The 17,180-nt window shown below is 72.6% G+C and carries 12 protein-coding genes; 6 read left to right on the forward strand and 6 right to left on the reverse strand.

Annotation, left to right across the window (positions count from 1 at the left end; all coding sequences use genetic code 11):
- The first annotated feature begins 200 nt into the window (after positions 1–200).
- The gene (locus tag AB0E07_RS23640) at positions 201–1,922 is read left to right on the forward strand and encodes a PHP domain-containing protein (RefSeq protein ID WP_362255478.1); all 1,722 of its coding nucleotides are present in this window, start codon (positions 201–203) and stop codon (positions 1,920–1,922) included.
- Positions 1,919–2,434: a hypothetical protein gene (locus tag AB0E07_RS23645; RefSeq protein WP_362255480.1), complete on the forward strand. Its 516-nt coding sequence runs from the start codon at positions 1,919–1,921 to the stop codon at positions 2,432–2,434. The genes AB0E07_RS23640 and AB0E07_RS23645 overlap by 4 nt, the downstream gene beginning before the upstream one ends.
- A 28-nt stretch (positions 2,435–2,462) precedes the next feature.
- Here AB0E07_RS23645 and AB0E07_RS23650 read toward each other — a convergent pair whose 3' ends face one another.
- From AB0E07_RS23650 to AB0E07_RS23675, 6 genes are all read right to left on the reverse strand, one after another.
- Positions 2,463–5,324, reverse strand: coding sequence for a glycoside hydrolase family 2 TIM barrel-domain containing protein (locus AB0E07_RS23650; RefSeq protein ID WP_362255483.1), 2,862 nt, complete (start codon positions 5,322–5,324; stop codon positions 2,463–2,465).
- Positions 5,325–5,365: 41 nt separating this feature from the next.
- Positions 5,366–6,196, reverse strand: coding sequence for a carbohydrate ABC transporter permease (locus tag AB0E07_RS23655; protein WP_362255485.1), 831 nt, complete (start codon positions 6,194–6,196; stop codon positions 5,366–5,368).
- Positions 6,193–7,161: a sugar ABC transporter permease gene (locus tag AB0E07_RS23660; RefSeq protein ID WP_362255488.1), complete on the reverse strand. Its 969-nt coding sequence runs from the start codon at positions 7,159–7,161 to the stop codon at positions 6,193–6,195. The genes AB0E07_RS23655 and AB0E07_RS23660 overlap by 4 nt, the downstream gene beginning before the upstream one ends.
- 23 nt (positions 7,162–7,184) lie before the next feature.
- Positions 7,185–8,450 carry a sugar ABC transporter substrate-binding protein gene (locus tag AB0E07_RS23665; protein WP_362255491.1) on the reverse strand — a complete coding sequence of 422 codons (1,266 nt, stop codon included), beginning with the start codon at positions 8,448–8,450 and terminating at the stop codon, positions 7,185–7,187.
- A gap of 219 nt (positions 8,451–8,669) precedes the next feature.
- A complete protein-coding gene (locus tag AB0E07_RS23670; protein WP_362255493.1) occupies positions 8,670–9,899 on the reverse strand; it encodes an ROK family transcriptional regulator in 1,230 nt (409 codons plus the stop codon).
- A 93-nt stretch (positions 9,900–9,992) separates the two neighbouring features.
- Entirely contained in the window at positions 9,993–11,243 is a 1,251-nt protein-coding gene (locus AB0E07_RS23675) for an FAD-binding protein (RefSeq protein WP_362255496.1), read from the reverse strand.
- A 138-nt stretch (positions 11,244–11,381) separates the two neighbouring features.
- Between AB0E07_RS23675 and AB0E07_RS23680 the strand changes: the two genes are divergently transcribed.
- The 4 genes from AB0E07_RS23680 (at position 11,382) to AB0E07_RS23695 (ending at position 17,175) form a co-directional block, all read left to right on the forward strand.
- Positions 11,382–12,701: a radical SAM protein gene (locus AB0E07_RS23680; protein WP_362255499.1), complete on the forward strand. Its 1,320-nt coding sequence runs from the start codon at positions 11,382–11,384 to the stop codon at positions 12,699–12,701.
- A gap of 207 nt (positions 12,702–12,908) precedes the next feature.
- A complete protein-coding gene (locus AB0E07_RS23685; RefSeq protein ID WP_362255502.1) occupies positions 12,909–14,378 on the forward strand; it encodes a cellulose-binding domain-containing protein in 1,470 nt (489 codons plus the stop codon).
- Positions 14,379–14,612: 234 nt separating this feature from the next.
- Positions 14,613–15,704 (forward strand): ribosome small subunit-dependent GTPase A, encoded by a 1,092-nt coding sequence (rsgA, locus tag AB0E07_RS23690; RefSeq protein WP_362255504.1) that lies wholly within the window; start codon positions 14,613–14,615, stop codon positions 15,702–15,704.
- An 82-nt stretch (positions 15,705–15,786) separates the two neighbouring features.
- Entirely contained in the window at positions 15,787–17,175 is a 1,389-nt protein-coding gene (locus AB0E07_RS23695) for an AlkA N-terminal domain-containing protein (RefSeq protein WP_362255507.1), read from the forward strand.
- The last annotated feature ends 5 nt before the right edge of the window (positions 17,176–17,180 follow it).

The raw sequence follows: 17,180 nt of genomic DNA on the forward strand, positions 1-17,180 counted from the left end.
CGCTCAGGTTCGGTGTCAACCAGTGTGCTGTGCAAGGTGAGTTGGGGAAACCGTGAGTGCCGTGGTGATCCGCCTCGTGTGGGGCACGTGATGTCCACGCCTCGCTCGTTCAACGTTCATGTTTCGCCTCGATCCTCCAGTCGCGGCGTGGTCGCGCCGCGCACGACAGCCGCCGTTGCGGGCGGCAACCGGGAGGCGTCATGGGACACGGCCACGCGCACGGGCAGCACCACCACCATCACCACGGAAGCGGCCACGGGCACGACCACGGGCACGACCACGACGAGCCCCGGCCGCTGCCCGCCGCCTTCGACCTCGGCGTCCCCGACGCGGAACTGACCCCCGAGCAGCAGTCCCGCCGCTCGCTGCTGCGCCGCGCGGGCCTGCTGGGCGCCGGTCTCGCCGCGGGAGGGGTACTCGCCTCCCAGGCCTCCCCCGCCGCCGCTGCCCCGGGCGGCCGCCGCACCAACGGCTTCCTGTGGCTGGCCGGCGACCACCACATCCACACCCAGTACAGCAGCGACGGCAAGTACCGGGTCGTCGACCAGGTCCGCCAGGGCGCCCGGCACGGCATGGACTGGCTGGTCATCACCGACCACGGCAGCGCCACGCACGCCAGGATCGGCGTGGAGAAGGTCAACCCCGACATCCGGGAGGCCCGCGCCGCCCACGAGGACACCCTCGTCTTCCAGGGGCTGGAGTGGAACATCCCGGCCGCCGAGCACGGCACGGTCTTCGTCCACCCCGGCAGGAACGAGGTATCCGTCCTCAAGCAGTTCGAGACGGACTACGACGGCAGCGTCAAGGGCGCCTCCGACTCCACGCCCGCCAACGAAGCCCTCGCCGTCGCCGGCCTCAACTTCCTCGCCGAGCAGGTCCAGCGCCGCAAGGTCAAGGACGCGCTGATGCTCGCCAACCACCCGGCGCGGCGCGGCGTCGACTCCCCGCACGAGATCCGCGGCTGGCGCGACGCCACCGGCGCCGACCGGCAGATCGCCGTCGGCTTCGAGGGCGCCCCCGGCCACCAGGCGGCCGGTCTGCCCGCACCGCTCGGCATGGCCCGCGCCCGCGGCATCTACGACAACAGCCCCGGCGCCAACTCCTTCGCCGGGTACCCGCCGGAGAGCTACCGCACCTGGGGCGGCTTCGACTGGATGACGGCGACCGTCGGCGGCCTGTGGGACAGCCTCCTCGCCGAGGGCAAGCCCTGGTGGATCACCGCCAACTCCGACTCCCACCAGGTCTACGGCGACACCGCGGCGCGCGGCGGCGGCGACTTCAACACCGCCGGCCGCTACGACGACCCGGTCTACGCCGGCGGGATCGACCTCACCCAGGGCGACTACTGGCCCGGCCAGTACAGCCGTACCCACGTCGGCGCCGACGGCTTCTCCTACGCCGCCGTCATGGACGGCATCCGGGCCGGCCGGATCTGGGTCGACCACGGTCAGCTGATCGACGGGCTCGACGTCCGGGCCGTGGGCGGCGGCCGGTGGGCCACCCTGGGCGGCGCGCTGCATGTGAAGAAGGGCACGAAGGTCACCCTGAGCGTGGACATCGCCCTCGCAGGGGGCCCCAACTGGGCAGGATTCCAGCCCAAGCTGGCGCGCGTCGACGTCATCCGGGGCGAGATGACGGGCGAGGCCGCGGACCGGGACACCCTCACCGCGCCCACCGCCGGGGTCGTCAGGTCCTACGAGGTCGACAAGGCCGTCGGCACCGTCCGCCTCACCTACGAACTCGGCCGCGTGGAGCAGCCCTTGTACGTCCGTCTGCGCGGCACCGACGGCAACCGGTCCGCGGTCGGCGCGATGGGCGCGGCGGTCGACCCGGCGGGCCCGGCCATCGACGTCGTCGGCGACGCCGACCCCTGGCGCGACCTGTGGTTCTACTCCAACCCGGTGTGGATCCTGCCGTCGTGACACCCGAGTACGCCCTCACCGTCGACCCGGACGTGAGGGACCTGCGCGCGGCCGATCACCTGCTGCTGGGCCTCGCGGCCGAACTCGCCCTCGGTGAGGACGGGTTCGGCTGCACCCACCTGGTGCGCGGCGACCGGCCCCGCGTCGCGCTGTCCTTCACCCTGCCCTCGGAGCCCCTCCTGCGCACCGCCCGGGAGGCGCTCACGGCACGGGGGTACGCGGTGAAGGACGGGCTGCCGGACGCCGTCGGCCGCGCCGTGGCGTTCCCCGGTTCCGCGGCGCTCACCGGCACCCTGACGGTCGCGGAGCTGCTCGCCCGCTCCGCGATCGACCGGGTGACGGTCCTGGGCGCCGCGGGCCCGCCCGACGCCACGGCCCGGCTGGCGACCCGCGAACACGTCCGCCCACACTGGCAGTCCGGCACCCTGGTCCTGACCGCCATGCCCGCGGCCGCCGGCACCCTGGTCCCCTTCGAGGTCCCGGAACCCACCCCCTGCTGCGCGGACCACTAGCGTCCCCGCAGAAGCAAGGGGCCGCGGTTCAGCGGGTGGTGGAGAACACGAACGTGAACTCCGCCGGGCTCGCCCACAGGATGTACCGCGGGAGGGGGCCCGGGCCGCAGGACTGGGAGCCGAGGCCGTGCAGGGCGTGGTCGAGGGTGACCCACACCGTGTCGCCGGGCGTCAGGTCGGTGGCATGACCTGCCGCGTCCAACTGCTCGCTGGTCCAGCGCCGCGCGCCGAACCAGAACTCCGGGTCGCCCTCGATCCGCAGTCCGCCGAGTTCCGCCCAGCGGACGTCGGCACGCGCGCCGTTCTCCTGCGGGCGGACGTACGGGGTCTGCAGCGCGTCCACGGTGGACCGCCAGTGGCCGAGCCGTGAGGCGGACCTGCTGTCCGGGTACGCCTCACCGGGGCCGCCGCCGAACCAGCGCACCGTGTCCGCCTCCGCCAGCCCGAACCGTACGCCGAGCCGCGGCAGCGGCACCGTCCAGTCGCCCTCCGGGGTCACCGAGACCGTCAGCCGCAGCCGCTCCCCGTCGGAGGTCCACCGGTACACCGTGCCGAGGCCGACCTCACGGGCGGCGGGCGCCACCCGCGTACGGACCGTCAACGCCCCGCCGTCCGTCTCCACGGCGTCCAGCCGGTGCCGCATCCGGTGCAGGCCGAGTTCGCGCCAGAGCTTCCCGTAGCGGGCGTCGGGCTGCCACTCGGCGCCCTCGTCGTTGTCGGTGGGCGCCCGCCACACGTCGAGCCGGAGCCCGTTCACCGGTACACCGCCGATGTCCAGCAGTGCTCCGGTACGGGCGTCGAAGGAGCCCGGTCCCAGGCGGACGACCCGGTCCCGGAGCGCGGGCGTCGCCCCCGTCGCCGCGGCGGGCCGGACCCGCCCGGTGACCGGGAGCTGCGCCCACGCCACCTCGTGCCCCTTCGGCGCCCAGGCGGTGTCCTCGGCCAGCACCGCCCGCAGCGTCCACTGCGCCTCACCGCCCGGGGCTCCGGCGGGCGGCTCGGGCAGCTTCACATCGGCCGCGTCGCCCGGCGCGGGGCGCGGCGACGACAGCGCGCCGGAGGCCACCGTCTCGCCGTCCACCTGGTACGACCACTCCAGCGCCAGCCCCGACAGGTCGGCGAAGTCGTACCGGTTGACCACCCGTACGGTGCCGTCGGCGCCGTCGCCCTCGAAGCGGACCGGTTCGAGGACCTTCTTGTACTCGACGAGCCCGGGGGACGGCGTCCGGTCCGGGAAGAGCAGTCCGTCGCAGACGAAGTTGCCGTCGTGCAGCTCCTCCCCGAAGTCGCCGCCGTAGGCGTGGCCCAGCTCCGGATGGCGGATGCCGTGGTCGATCCACTCCCAGACGAAGCCGCCCTGGAGTCGCTCGTACCGCTCGAACAGCTCCTGGTACTCGGCGAGTCCACCGGGCCCGTTGCCCATGGCGTGCGCGTACTCGCACTGGATGAAGGGGAGTTCGCGGCGCCTTCGGGTGCCGCCGTCCAGTCCGCGTCCGATCCGCTCGACCTCGTCGTGAAAGGCGTACATCCGTGCATAGACGTCCGTGTCCCGGCAGTTCCAGTCGCCCTCGTAGTGCACCAGCCGGTCCGGGTCGCGGCCGCGGATCCACTCGGCCATGGCGGTCAGGCCGCGTCCGGTGCCGGCCTCGTTGCCCAGCGACCAGAACAGGACCGAGGGGTGGTTCTTGTCCCGCTCGACCATCCGCGCCGCCCGGTCCAGCAGGGCCGGGGTCCAGCGCTCGTCGTCGACGGGGTTGTCGCGCCAGCCCTGTTCGGTGAAGCCGTGCGTCTCCAGATCGCACTCGTCGATCACCCACAGCCCCAACTCGTCGCACAGGTCGAGGAAGTCGGGGTGCGGCGGGTAGTGCGAGGTGCGGACCGCGTTGAGGTTGTGCCGCTTCATCAGCAGCACGTCCTCGCGCATGGTCGCCGGGTCCAGCGCGCGGCCCCGCTCCGGGTGCCACTCGTGCCGGTTGACGCCCTTGAAGAGGACGGCCCGGCCGTTGACCTTGATCAGGCCGTCCTCCAGCCGCACCGTCCGGAAGCCGATCCGCAGCGGGACCCGTTCTCCCGCGGTGGCCAGCACCCCGTCGTACAGGCGGGGCGTCTCGGCGGTCCACGGTTCGACCGGCACGGTCACCGCCTCGCCGGTCGCCAGGTCGAGCCCCAGCTCCGGCACGGTCACCCGGCCCCCGGTCTCCGAGTCGACGCGCAGCGTGCCCGTACCGGTGCCGTGGTCGTAGCCGGAGTGCACGAAGAAGTCGCCGACCGCGCCCGCCGGGCGGTGCAGCAGGGTGACGTCACGGAAGATGCCGGGCAGCCACCACTGGTCCTGGTCCTCCAGGTACGAGCCGGCCGACCACTGGTGGACCCGGACGGCCAGCACATTGCCGGCCCGCCGCAGGAGCGGGCCGACCGCGAACTCGTGCGGCAGCCGGGACCCCTTGAACTCGCCCAGCTCGGTGCCGTTCAGCCAGACCCGCGCACAGGACTCCACGCCGTCGAAGCGGATCGTCGCCCCGCCGTCCGCCGGCCAGTCGCCGGGCAGGTCGAAGCGGCGCAGATGGTCACCGGTGGGGTTCTCGGTGGGGACGTGGGGCGGGTCCACCGGGAAGGGGTAGAGGTGGTTGGTGTAGATCGGCGCGCCGAACGCCCCGTCGCCCTGGAGCACCCAGTGGCCCGGGACCGTGACCGAGGCCCAGCCCTCCGGGTCGTACCCCTCGGTGGCGAAGGAGTCGTCCTCGGCGTCCGCCGTGGGGGAGAGCCGGAACCGCCAGCTCCCGTTCAGCGAGAGGGACTTCGCGTCCGAGGACGCGTACCGGGCGCGGGGCGCAAGGGCCCCGCGGCCCGGCGAGACGTCCTCGACGTAGGTGGTGGCGCGGAATGACATCGGTCTCCAGGTCTCGGGGTGCTCGGGGTGGTGACGTGGGATCAGCCCTTGATGCCGGTCTGCGCGACGCCCTGCACCAGCCAGCGCTGGAGGAACAGGAAGACGAGGACCAGCGGCAGGACGGACACGGCGGTGGCCATGAAGATCAGATGGAAGTTGACGGTCTGGTTGGTCATGTACGAGGAGAGCGCCACCTGGACCGTCCACGCCTCCTGGTCCTGGCCGATGACCAGGGGCCACAGGAAGGCGTTCCAGCCGCTGATGAAGGTGATGGTGGCGATGGCCGCGAAGAAGTTCAGCGAGTTGGGCACCACGATCCGCCAGTACGCGCCCCAGTAGCCGAGTCCGTCCACGCGCGCCGCCTCCTCCAGTTCCCTGGGGAACCCCAGGAAGTACTGCCGGAAGAGGAAGCAGGTGAATCCGCTGAACAGGCCGGGGATCACCAGGCCGCGCAGGGTGGAGACCCAGCCCAGCGAGGAGACCAGCACGAAGCTGGGCACGAAGGTCACGGCGGTCGGCACCATCAGGGTCACCAGGACCGCGTAGAAGATCTTGTTCGCGTGCCGGTAGGGGATGCGGGCCAGACCGTATCCGGCCAGCGAGCAGACCAGCAGGGTGCCGAGGGTGTGCAGGACGCCGACGACCGCGGAGTTCCACAGGGACCGGCCGAAGGGCACCGTGGGGTCGTCGAACAGCTCGGTGATGTTGCCCCATTGGACGGCGGTGGGGAAGAACTTCCAGTTCTCGCCGGTGATCTCGGCGTCCGTGGACAGGGCGTTGCGGACGATCAGGTAGAAGGGGACGAGGAAGAGGAAGGCTGCGAAGCCGGTGGCGAGGTACAGGCCGGCGGTGCTCGTGCGTCGGGTCCTCACTTGGCCTCCTCCCCCCGGCCGAAGCCCATGAGCTTCCCCTGGAGCAGGGTGACCGCGCAGATCAGCAGGGTGAGGATCATGGCGCCCGCGCTGCCGGCGCCGTAGTCCTGGTTCTCGCCGAGGGCCGTGTAGTACAGCTCGACCAGGGGCGGCCGGCCCCAGGTGGTCTTGGCGAGCAGGTTGAAGAACTCGTCGAACGCCTGGTAGGCCGCGACCAGGAGCAGCAGGATCACGGCCGTGGAGGTCGCCCGCAGCTGGGGCAGGGTGATGTGCCGGAAGGTCTGCCAGCCGGGCCGCGCGCCGTCGATGGCGGCGGCCTCGTACAGCACCGGCGGGATGTTCTGCAGGGCCGCCAGGAACAGGATCATGTAGAAGCCGGCCTGGAGCCAGAGCCGTACGGTGACGATGACCAGCCAGTACCAGGGCGGTTCGGGGTCGGCGAGCCAGGCGATGTTCTCCACGCCGAACCAGCTCAGCACGGTGTTCGCGAGACCGAAGCGCACACCGCTGAAGACGGACATCTTCCAGATCAGCGAGGCGGCGACGAAGCTGACCGCCGTCGGCAGGAAGAACACCGACCGGAAGAACGCCTGCATGAACCGGATCCGGTGCACCAGCAGCGCCAGCCCCAGCGAGAGTGCCCAGGTGACGGGCACCACGAGGGCGGCGAAGACGGTGAAGGTGACCAGCGACTCGACGAACTTGTCGTTCGTCAGCATGTACGAGTAGTTCTCGAAGCCGATGAACTCGCTGGGGGTGACGGTGTAGCGCGCCTCGAAGAAGGAGAGGTAGGCGCTCCAGCCGATCGGAACGTAGACGAAGATCACCAGCCCGGCGAGGAAGGGGCCGGTGAAGAGCCAGAAGCTGAGGGTGCGGCCGCGGACCCCGCGCCGCCGGGGGGCCGCGGGGGCGGTCCCTTCGGCGGCGGGGTTCCGGGTGACACCGCGCGCGGTGGTCGTCGACATGGCGTCGGGTTCTCTCCGCCGGCCTATCCGAACAGCTTCTTCAGCTCGCGGTTCACGGTCGTGTCCGCCTTGTCGAGGGCGGCCTCGGGGCTGCCGCCCTTGCGTACGGAGTCGGCGACGACCCCTTCCAGGGCGACGATCATGGCCTGGGTCCAGGCCGGGTTGTCGAAGTGCCCGAACTCGTTGAAGAGCCTGACCCCTTCGGCGGCGAGGCCCGTCTTCAGCTTGTCGGCGGAGTCGGCGAGCGAGGTGCGCGGCGGGATGTGGAAGCCGTAGGACAGCGCCCAGTCCTCCTGGTACTCCCGCTGGTCGATCCAGAGCCACTTGACGTATTCCTTCGCCTCGTCGAGGTGCTGGGACTTGGCGTTGACGAACATCGACCAGCCGCCGTTGGTGACCGCGGGCTTGCCCCCGTCCGCGGAGGACGGGAAGGGGATGATGCCGACGTCGTCGCCGAGCGCCTTCTCGATCACCGGCATCGCCCACATGCCGCACCACTGGATGGCCACCAGGCCCTGGGTGAGGGCCGAGGGGTCCCACCAGTCGGCGGGGGCGTCCAGCAGCAGATGGCCGTCCTTGAACATCGTGCGCAGCTTGCCGAGCCCTTCGGCGACCGCGTCCGTGTGGTACGCGATCCCGTTCTGGCCGTCGAGCGTGTCGGCGCCGGTCGACCAGATCAGCGGATTCATCACCGGGGTCACGGAGTTGCCGAGGAAGACGCCCTTGACCTTGTCGGAGGTGAGCTTCGCCGCCGCCTCGACCAGTTCGTCCAGCGTGGCGGGCGGCTCCACGCCCGCGTCGGCCAGCATCGACTTGCGGTAGTAGAAGAACTGCGGGTCGTCGATCATGCGGACGCCCCATATCTTGCCGTCGATCGTGTGCGACGCGATGTCGGCCTGGTTGAAGTCGTCCTTGACCGGGTCGACGAGGTCGCTGAGGTCGGCCACCTGGCCGCTTCTGACCAGCTGGATCTGCGGGTGGAACTCGAAGACGTCCGGCGCGTTGTCGGTGAGCAGGGCGGAGAACAGCTTGCTCTCGAAGTTGGAGCCGGTGATCCACTGCGTGGTCACGTTCGCCTTGTCGTACGCCTTGGCGTACCGCTTGATCGCCTGCTCGGTGCCCGCCTCGCCGTAGGCGTGGAAGTACTGCGTCAGGTTCGTGCCCGAACCCGCCCCGCCCCCGCGGCCGTTGTTGCCCCCGCAGGCGGCCAGCGCCCCCGTGGCGGCGAGGCCCATGGCGGCGCGCAGAACGGTACGGCGGTCCCAGTTGCTGTTGCTCAATGCCGACATGGTGACGTCCTTGTCTCTTGTGCGGCTTCGGCTCCACGCCACGGCGCCGGTCACCCGAAATGCCGTCGCGGTGCGGGACGTTAACCTTCGGCTAAGGCTTCGGCAAGGGGTTGGACGAAGTCCGTTCGAAGCGTTGCCGGACGTTCGGGATGCCGGACGTGACGGAGCCGCGGGCCCCGGGCTGCGGCCCGGGGCCCGCGGCTCGCGCTCGGCCCTCGGTCAGGACGGCGGCGCGGTACGGCTCCGCCTGGACTGCCGCTGCCCGGCGGACTGGAGCGCGCCCTCCAGCGCGAACGTCGCCGCGCCCAGGCAGACCGGGTCGGTGGGGATCGGCGAGAGGACGATCTCGGTGGCGGCCGTCGGCCGGGGCAGCGCGTGCCGGGCGACGGCCTCGCGCACCTCCGCCAGCAGGGGCTCGCCGAGGGCCGCCGCGACCCAGCTGCTGAGCACGACCACCTCGGGGTTGAACAGGTTGACCAGGTCGGCGACGGCGGCGCCCAGGTACCGCACGGTGTCCCGGAGCGCCTTGAGCGCCACCGGGTCCCCCGCCCGCACCGCCGCCGCCAGCGCGGCGATGGTGGCCGTCTGGTCCTCCGGGTGCAGCAGCGGGCTCTCCGCGCTCAGCTCGCGCAGGGTGAGCATGATCCCGAAGGCGCCGACGTACGCCTCGACACAGCCGTGCCGACCGCACCGGCACAGCCGCCCGTCCAGCACGATCGTGGTGTGGCCCCACTCGCCGGCGCTGTTGCTGACGCCCCGGTGCAGGGCTCCGCCGAGGACGAGCCCGGCGCCCACACCGGTCCCCAGGTTCACCACCACGGCGTCCCCGCGCCCGCGGGCGGCCCCGAACCACAGCTCGGCGACCGCGCAGGCGCGCAGCGGGTTGTCCAGGTGCAGCGGGTAGGCGATGTGCTCGGTGAGCAGGTCGAGCAGCGGCACCTCGTGCCAGTCCCAGTTGGGCGCGTACTCGCAGACGCCGGTCGCGCGGTCCACCTGTCCCGGCACGCTCACCCCCACGCCGAGCACCCGGGAGCCCTCGACGCCGGCCTGCGCGACCACCGAGCCGACGGCGGAGGCGACATGTCCGACCACCTGCTCGGGCCGGCTCTCGCCGGGCCGGACGTCCTCCTCGGCGCGGGCCAGGACGTTCAGCGCGAGATCGAACAGCTCGACATGGACGTAGGTCTCCGCGATGTCGACGCCGATCAGCGCGCCCCCGGACGCGTTGACCGCGACCAGGCCGCGGGGCCGGCCGCCCGCGGAGTCCTCGAACCCCACCTCGGTGATCATCCGCAGGTCGAGCAGCTCACCGACGAGCGTGGCGACCGTCGCGAGGCTCAGCCCCGTGGCGGCCGCCAGCTCCTGCCGGGAGGTGGGCGAGGCGGCGATGATCTGGCGCAGCACCTCGTAGCGGTTCGCGGTGCGGATGTCCCGTGAGGTGCGCTTCATCGGAGGTGCCCCCGTCCCTTCTCGCGGGCCGGGGCGGAACGGAGCACCGGCGCGCGGCAAGGCTATGGGCTGCCCCGTCCTTTCGACAAGGGGTTAGGAAATGGGGTGTACAAAGTCCCGCACGAACGCGTTGGTGAACTTTCCGGCCGGGTCCAGCGCCCCGGCCAGCTCCCGGAACTCCCCGAGCCGCGGGTAGCGCTCGCGCAGCTCCTCGGCCGGCACGGTGAACACCTTCCCCCAGTGCGGCCGCGCCTCCAGCCCCTCCAGCGCCGCCTCCACCCGCCGCACCACCGGCAGCACCGCCGCGGTGTCGTCGGTCCAGGTGAAGTGCAGCGCCACTGTCTCACGCCCGTACGCCGGGCTCAGCCACTGCTCGTCGGCGGCCACCGTCCGCACCTCGCAGATCTGGAGCACCGGGGCCACCGCCGCCCGGACCGCGTCCAGCGCGCGCAGCGCGTCCGTCGCGTACGGCCGGGGCAGCAGGTACTCCGACTGGAGCTCGGCGCCGCTGCTCGGCGTGAACTCCGCCCGGAAGTGCGGCAGCCGCTCGTGCCAGGGTCCCGGCACACCGAACTGCTCGGTGCAGTGGACGGCGGGCATCCCCGGCACCGGGTGCATCTTCTCGGTGGCGGGCGTCGCCCGGGGCAGCGGGCCGGGCGGCTGGTCGGTGCGCCGCTTCAGCCAGACCTGCCGGAACCCCGGCGCGGCCCAGTCGGTGAACAGGCTGACGCTGTACGCGGACCGCGCCACCGTCTCGAACTCCAGCCGCTCCGAGGGGAGTTCCGTGAAGACGTGCTGCTCGACCTCGAAGGAGGGCTCCAGGTCCAGGGTGAGCGCGGTGACCACGCCGAGCGCGCCGAGCGAGGTCACCGCGCCGCCGAAGCGCGGGTCCGCGCGCCCGATCCGTACCGTCGAACCGTCCGCCGTGACCAGCTCCACCTCGCGCACCGGCGCGGCCAGCGAGCCGTTGGCCACCCCGGAGCCATGGGTGCCGGTCGCCACCGACCCGGCCACCGAGATGTGCGGCAGCGACGCCATGTTCGGCAGGGCGAGACCGTGCGCGTGCACCACCCGGGCCAGCTCCGCGTACCGCACCCCGCCGCCGACGCGCACGGTGCGGGCGGTGGTGTCGACGTCGATCTCCGCGGGCAGCCCGGACAGCGACAGCAGGACGCCCCCGGGCCCCGGCTCGGCGATCCCGTTGAAGGAGTGCCCGCTGCCCAGCACCCGCACCCGGGCGCTGTCGGCCACCAGCGCCCGGAGCGCGTCGAGCGAGTGCGGGCGGTGCAGCTCCTTCGCGGCGTAGGTGATGTTGCCGGCCCAGTTGGTGACCGTGTGCGTCATCCGTCGTCCCTCCCGGAGAGTGGTTCCGGGGAGACCTTCTCATCCGCGCCGGGCGGCACGAGGGGCCCCGATGCCCCGGACGGCCAGGCAGGGGCATAACGTGAGGAGTCGAACGCCTGAGCCGGGAGGAGACACGGGATGGGCAGCCGTACCGCGCTGGTCGAGGATCTGATGGAGCGGTTTCCGCATGTGCCGCGGGAGGCCGTCTTCAAGGAGGACCTGCTCCGCGGCGGTGTCGCCTTCGACCCCTCCGCGCTGAGCGACAACGAGTCGGGCGAGGTCAAGCCGAAGTCGTACTTCATCTTCTCCTTCGACCACGGCACCCTGCCCGAGCTGGGCGAGGCCGCGCTGCGCCGGCCCCCGGAGGAGATCATCCTCACCGGCGGGCCCTACGACCTGCGCCGCACCGTCGTCTCCGTGCGGGTCAACCCGACCTCCCCGTACCGGGTCGCCGCCGACGAGGAGGGCCTGCTCGGCCTGTACCTGGACGGCAGGCGGATCGCGGACGTGGGCGTGCCGCCCATGCCGGAGTACTACCGGCACAAGCTCTCCAACGGGAAGTCCGTGATGGAGGTCGCCCCCACCATCCAGTGGGGCTACCTGATCTACCTCACCGTCTTCCGGGTCTGCCAGTACTTCGGCGCCAAGGAGGAGTGCCAGTACTGCGACATCAACCACAACTGGCGCCAGCACAAGGCGGCCGGCCGCCCCTACACCGGGGTCAAGGACGTCGAGGAGGTGCTGGAGGCGCTGGAGATCATCGACCGGTACGACACCGCGAAGGCCTCCACCGCCTACACCCTGACCGGCGGCGCGATCACCAAGACGGTCGCCGGGCGCGACGAGGCCGACTTCTACGGCATGTACGCCAAGGCCATCGAGGAGCGCTTCCCCGGCCGCTGGATCGGCAAGGTCGTCGCCCAGGCGCTGCCCCGCGACGACGTGCAGCGCTTCAAGGACTACGGGGTGCAGATCTACCACCCCAACTACGAGGTCTGGGACGAGTACCTCTTCAAGATGTACTGCCCGGGCAAGGAGCGCTACGTCGGCCGCGACGTATGGCACAAGCGGATCCTGGACTCCGCGGAGGTGTTCGGCGCCCGCAACGTCATCCCCAACTTCGTCGCGGGCGTGGAGATGGCCGAGCCCTTCGGCTTCAAGACCGTCGACGAGGCCATCGCCTCCACCACGGAGGGCCTGCGCTTCTTCATGTCGCAGGGCATCACGCCCCGCTTCACCACCTGGTGCCCCGAACCCACCACGCCGCTCGGCAAGGCCAACCCCCAGGGCGCCCCGCTGGAGTACCACATCCGGCTCCTTCAGGCGTACCGCGCCACCATGGAGGAGTTCGGGCTCTCCTCGCCCCCCGGATACGGTCCGCCCGGACCCGGCCGCGCGGTGTTCTCGGTCAGCTCCTTCATGGACAGCCTGCCCGAGGAGTGGGCGACCACCGAGTGACCACGATGTGACCTGAGGTGAGCACGGGGCGCCCGGGATCCGTACCATGCGGTGGAGTTGAGGGGGCGGACGGGCGCCCGTGAACATTTGAATAGCGCGCTTGTCAGTTGTGTCGGATACGTGAAAGGGTCCTGTCCTGCCGCGAGGTTCCCCCCAACTCCATTGCCAATATGGCGAGTTGACTTCGCTTGTGGATGCAGGAGACTCATGCCCGACCTGCCGACCCCCCAGGACGCCACCGAGGCCGCGCTGTTCTCCGAGTGCTGGGACGCGGTGCTCTCGTACGCCGACCTGTGCACGGCCGGTTCCACCGCGGCCACCGACCTGGCCACCGAGGCCTTCTCGACCGGTATGCGCGAGGTCCGCGTCGCCGAGTCGCAGGCCGGCCGCCCCACCGGCCGCCGCACCCCCGGACTGCCCCGAATACCCCTGCTGCTGAGCGCCGTTCGCACCACGGCCGCCGACTGGGAGGTCGCGGGCCGCGGCAACCGGCTCGACCCCGATCTGCGGCTGTGGCTCAACTCGGGCAAGGCCGCCCGCTACGCCGGCCCCCCGCAGGGCCGCCCGCTCGCCCTGCGCGGACTGCGCGACATGCAGCAGCCGGACGCCGAACTGCTCTGGCTCGTCGAGGTGGAGGCGCTGCCGCTGACCGTCGCCGCCCGCCGCCTCGGCCTCGACCCGGCCACCGCGTCCGAGGAACTCGCCCAGGTGCGCCTGCTGTTCCGGGACCGCTGCCACCGCAACCACCTCGACGCGCCGAAGGCACCCGAGTGCCGCGGCTACGTCCGGCTGCTCGACGCGGTGACCCGCTCACCCGTCGCGGACACCCCCGACGACCTCTCCCGGCACCTTGCCACCTGCGTCGACTGCGCCGAGGCCGCCGCCTGTCTGCGGCTGCACGGCCTCGGGCTGCCCGCCGCGCTCGCCGGCGGTGTCATCGGCTGGGGCGGCCTCGCCTACCTGGAGCGCCGCCGCCGCGCGGCCGAGGTCCGCCTCGGCGCCGGCCGCCCGGACCTCCCGCCCGCCGAGCCCGACCCCGGCGCGCAGCGGGCCAAGGCGGTGCGCGGCGGGCTGCTCGTCGCCGCGGTCCTGGTGTCCCTGCTGGCCCTCGGGGTGTCGATGATGCCCTTCGGCGGTCCGGGCGCCACGGGGGACGCGGCCGCCGCCGACCCCAGGGACCGCACGCCGGTGGCCGACAACCCCGGCGCCTCCTTCGAACCGTCCGCGGACGACACCGGCGCGAGCGACTCTCCGCGGCCCTCCGAGGACAGCGCCGAACCCACCCCGGAGAGCGAGGACCCCGACCCCGAACCCCAGGGCACCTCCACCACCACCGCGGCCGGCGCGGAATCCGGGTCCGCCGAGACCTGCCGGGTCCGCTACGACCTCGTCAACCAGTGGCCCGACGGCTTCCAGGCCGCCGTCACCGTCACCACCGAACAGGCCCTGGACACCTGGCAGCTCGCCTGGTCCTTCCGTGACGGCCAGCGGGTCGGCCAGATGTGGGACGCGAACCTCGCCCAGGACGGCTCCCGGGTCACCGCGACCGCCGCCGACTACAACCGCACGGTCGCCGCCGGCTCCGCCCTGACCTTCGGCTTCATCGCCTCCTGGCAGGGCCGCAACTCCCCGGCGCACGACTTCGAGCTGAACGGCCGGGAGTGCCGGGTCTCCTGACCCGGAAAACGTGTTGACGCGCCGCCGCACGGCCGGGCTACAGTGGCGGCGCATCACAGCGATGCGTCTGAACGGACGAGTGCGGAACGGGAGGTGTGACCGATGGCTGTCGTTGCGAAGGGCGCTGCCCGCATCCAGCAATCCATCACGTCCACTCCCGTGGCCACCGGCTGAACCCACTCCTCTCCCGCGTCCAGCGACGCGCGCCGGGGCCGCCCTTGTGAAGGGTCACCCTTGACTTCCAGCTCTGCTTCCTCCGCGCTCGCCCCCTACGGCTGGGACGACGCATGGGCGGACGCGTTCGCCCCCCACGACGCCGAAGGACTGATCGCCGGGCGCGTCATCCGCGTCGACCGCGGCCAGTGCGACGTCGTCACCGCCGCGGGAGTGCTGCGCGCCGACACAGCCTTCGTCACCCCGCACGACCCGCTGCGGGTCGTGTGCACCGGCGACTGGGTCGCCGTCGAACCCGGCGGCAACCCGCGCTACGTCCGGACGTATCTGCCGCGCCGGACCGCCTTCGTGCGCTCCACCTCCTCCCAGCGGTCCGAGGGGCAGATCCTCGCCGCCAACGTCGACCACGCCGTCGTCGCCGTCTCCCTCGCCCGCGAACTCGACCTCGGGCGGATCGAGCGGTTCCTGGCGCTCGCCTGGGAATCGGGCGCCCAGCCCGTGGTCGTGCTGACCAAGGCCGACCTCGTCCCGGACCCGGTGACCCTCGCGCACCTCGTGCAGGACGTGGAGACCACCGCACCCGGCGTGCCGGTGCTCACCGTCAGCGCCCACCTCGACGAGGGGCTCGACACGCTCACCGCCCTCGTCGGCGGCGGCACCTCCGTGCTGCTCGGCCAGTCCGGAGCCGGCAAGTCGACCCTCGCCAACGCCCTCCTCGGCGCCGACGTCATGGACGTACAGGCCATCCGGGACGTCGACGGCAAGGGACGGCACACCACCACCACCCGCAACCTGCTCGCGCTGCCCGGCGGGGGAGTCCTGATCGACACCCCCGGGCTGCGCGGCGTGGGCCTGTGGGACGCCGGGACCGGTGTCGGACAGGTCTTCTCGGAGATCGAGGAGATCGCCCGGGACTGCCGCTTCCACGACTGCGCCCACGAGGCCGAGCCGGGCTGCGCGGTGCTCGGCGCGATCGACTCCGGCGACCTGCCCGAACGGCGGCTGGAGAGCTACCGCAAGCTGATGCGGGAGAACCGGCGGATCGTCGCCAAGACCGACGCCCGCCTGCGCGCCGAGATCCGCCGGGACTGGAAGCGGAAGGGGGCCGAGGGCCGGGCGGCGGGCGAGGCCAAGCGCAACGGATGGCGGTGACACCCCGCGCACGGGGGTGACCACCGCGATGTCCGAATCCCGCCAGCACCGGTCCCGGCCCTGCCGGAGACTGGAACACGTGATGGACGAGGACACCAGGTACGAGGCGGTGCGCAGCCGGGACGCCCGGTTCGACGGCGCGTTCTTCTTCGCCGTCGAGACCACCGGCATCTACTGCCGGCCCAGCTGCCCCGCCGTCACCCCCAAGCGGCGCAACGTCCGCTTCTTCCCGACCGCGGCCGCCGCGCAGGGCTCCGGCTTCCGGGCCTGCCGGCGGTGCCGTCCCGACGCCGCTCCCGGCTCGGCCGACTGGAACGTCCGCGCGGACGTCGTCGGCCGCGCCGTGCGGCTCATCGGCGACGGCGTCGTCGACCGCGAAGGAGTGACCGGACTCGCCGGCCGGCTCGGCTACAGCGCCCGCCAGGTGCAGCGCCAGCTGACCGGCGAGCTGGGCGCGGGACCCGTCGCGCTGGCCCGCGCCCAGCGCGCCCACACCGCACGCGTCCTGCTCCAGACCACCGACCTGCCGATCACCGAGATCGCCTTCGCGGCCGGCTTCGCCAGCGTCCGCCAGTTCAACGACACCGTCCGCACGGTGTACGCCCGCACCCCCAGCGAGCTGCGCGCCGCCACCGCCCGGACGGTCCGGCGCGCCGCCACCCCCACCGCGGGCATCCCGCTGCGGCTCGCCCACCGCGGCCCCTACCGCTCCGACACCGTCTTCGACCTCCTCGCGGCCGAGGCCGTCCCCGGCGTCGAGGACGTCAGCGGCCTCCCCGGACGGCGCACCTACCGGCGGACCCTCCGCCTTCCGCACGGCACCGGCATCGCCGCCGTCGACGAGCGCCCCGGCACCGGCGGTACCGGCACCGCCACCCACCCCGGCGGCTGGCTCGACGCCCGCCTCCACCTCACCGACCCCCGCGACCTCACCACCGCCGTCCAGCGCCTGCGCCGCCTGTTCGACCTCGACGCCGACCCCTACGCCGTCGACGAGCGCCTCGGCGCCGACCCACGCCTCGCACCCCTGGTCGCCGCCCGCCCCGGCCTCAGATCGCCGGGCGCCGCCGACCCCGGGGAACTCGCGATCCGGGCCGTGGCCGGCCCGGCGACGGCCGAGCGCCTGGTGCGCCGCTACGGCAAGGCACTGGACGCCCCCTGCGGCCCGCTCACCCACCTCTTCCCCGAAGCCGCCGTCCTCGCCGGGGCCGAGCCGCACGGCACCCTCGGCGCGCTCACCGCCGCCCTCGCCGACGGCACCCTGCGCCTGGACCCCGGCGCCGACCGGGACGACGCGCAGGCGGCCCTGCTCGCCCTGCCCGGCCTGGACGCCCCTACCGCCGCCGTGCTGCGCACCCGCGCCCTCGGCGACCCCGACGTCGCCCCGCCCGGCGCCGACGTCCCCGACAGCTGGCGCCCCTGGCGCTCGTACGCCGTACTGCACCTGCGCACCGCGGGGGAGTGGGAGTGACCGAC

It is taken from the genome of Streptomyces sp. NPDC048002, assembly GCF_040653275.1.
Taxonomy (GTDB): Bacteria; Actinomycetota; Actinomycetes; order Streptomycetales; family Streptomycetaceae; genus Streptomyces.

Bases quoted from the DNA above. Each gene is read 5' to 3' on its own strand.
- AB0E07_RS23640 (WP_362255478.1), top strand. From the start codon at position 201: ATGGGACACGGCCACGCGCACGGGCAGCACCACCACCATCACCACGGA.
- AB0E07_RS23650 (WP_362255483.1), bottom strand. From the start codon at position 5,324: ATGTCATTCCGCGCCACCACCTACGTCGAGGACGTCTCGCCGGGCCGC.
- AB0E07_RS23660 (WP_362255488.1), bottom strand. From the start codon at position 7,161: ATGTCGACGACCACCGCGCGCGGTGTCACCCGGAACCCCGCCGCCGAA.
- AB0E07_RS23665 (WP_362255491.1), bottom strand. From the start codon at position 8,450: ATGTCGGCATTGAGCAACAGCAACTGGGACCGCCGTACCGTTCTGCGC.
- AB0E07_RS23670 (WP_362255493.1), bottom strand. From the start codon at position 9,899: ATGAAGCGCACCTCACGGGACATCCGCACCGCGAACCGCTACGAGGTG.
- AB0E07_RS23675 (WP_362255496.1), bottom strand. From the start codon at position 11,243: ATGACGCACACGGTCACCAACTGGGCCGGCAACATCACCTACGCCGCG.
- AB0E07_RS23680 (WP_362255499.1), top strand. From the start codon at position 11,382: ATGGGCAGCCGTACCGCGCTGGTCGAGGATCTGATGGAGCGGTTTCCG.
- AB0E07_RS23685 (WP_362255502.1), top strand. From the start codon at position 12,909: ATGCCCGACCTGCCGACCCCCCAGGACGCCACCGAGGCCGCGCTGTTC.
- AB0E07_RS23695 (WP_362255507.1), top strand. From the start codon at position 15,787: ATGGACGAGGACACCAGGTACGAGGCGGTGCGCAGCCGGGACGCCCGG.